Annotated in this window: 2 pseudogenes; both read right to left on the bottom strand. The window is 77.8% G+C overall.

The features are described 5' to 3' along the window. Positions 1 to 309, bottom strand: a pseudogene (locus tag Z164_RS23650) (phosphate/phosphite/phosphonate ABC transporter substrate-binding protein); the annotation flags it as partial. Positions 310 to 547: 238 nt separating this feature from the next. Continuing rightward, a pseudogene (locus Z164_RS23750) lies at positions 548 to 736 on the bottom strand (RNA methyltransferase); the annotation flags it as partial. Between the last annotated feature and the right edge of the window lie 53 nt (positions 737 to 789).

Here is a 789-nt window from a genome sequence, read left to right as displayed (position 1 = left end):
CTCGAGCAGCATCGCGCTGGCCGTGGTCTCGGTCACCCAGTCGACGCGGCCGCGGCGCAGGTAGCCGGCCATCTGCTGCGGGTCGCGGGCCATCAGGATGCGGCCCTCGACGATGCCGACCTCGCGCATGCGCGGCACCACGTAGTCCAGCAGCGGGCGCAGCTGCTCGTAGTGCGCGCGCGGATCGTCGCTGATCCGGCCGAGCACCAGCACCCCGCTCTCGCCGGCGCGCGCGTGCGCGGCCTGCGCGCGCCCGGCCAGGCGCGCCATCCGCTGCGCATCGGCCAGCACCCCGCGCAGCAGGCGCACCTCGCGCGCATCCGGCTGCGCGCGCAGGAACAGCCGGCGCAGCTTGTGCATCGCCGCCTCCGGCGTGCGCCCCTTGTGGAAGTCGATCGCCTCCAGCGTGTCGGCGAGCTGGCCGAAGAACCCCTCCATCTCGGCGTGGCTGGCCGGCGGCTCGGCGCGCGCCGCGGTCGCCGGCGATCGCGGCGTGGCACAGCTGCAGCTCGTGGTTCTCCAGGCCGGTGCGCTCGCGCCCGAACACCAGCGCCACCTCGCCCTCGCCGGCCTGCGCCAGCGCGCGCGGCGCGGCCTCGCGCGGCGACAGCGGCTCCAGGGCGATGCGGCGGTCGCGCGCGGTGCAGCCCGCCACCCAGCGGCAGTCGGCGACGGCCTCGGCCAGGGACGCGTGGCGGCTGGCCGCGGCCAGCACGTCGCCGGCGCCGGCGGCCATCGCCTCGGCCTCGGGATGCGGGAAGCGCTGTGGCGCGACCAGCGCCAGCCGCG

This window comes from Luteimonas huabeiensis HB2 (assembly GCF_000559025.1).
In the GTDB taxonomy this organism is placed as follows: domain Bacteria; phylum Pseudomonadota; class Gammaproteobacteria; order Xanthomonadales; family Xanthomonadaceae; genus Luteimonas; species Luteimonas huabeiensis.
Note: the sequence above shows the minus strand (reverse complement) of the source record. Positions and strands in the feature narration are given on the sequence as shown.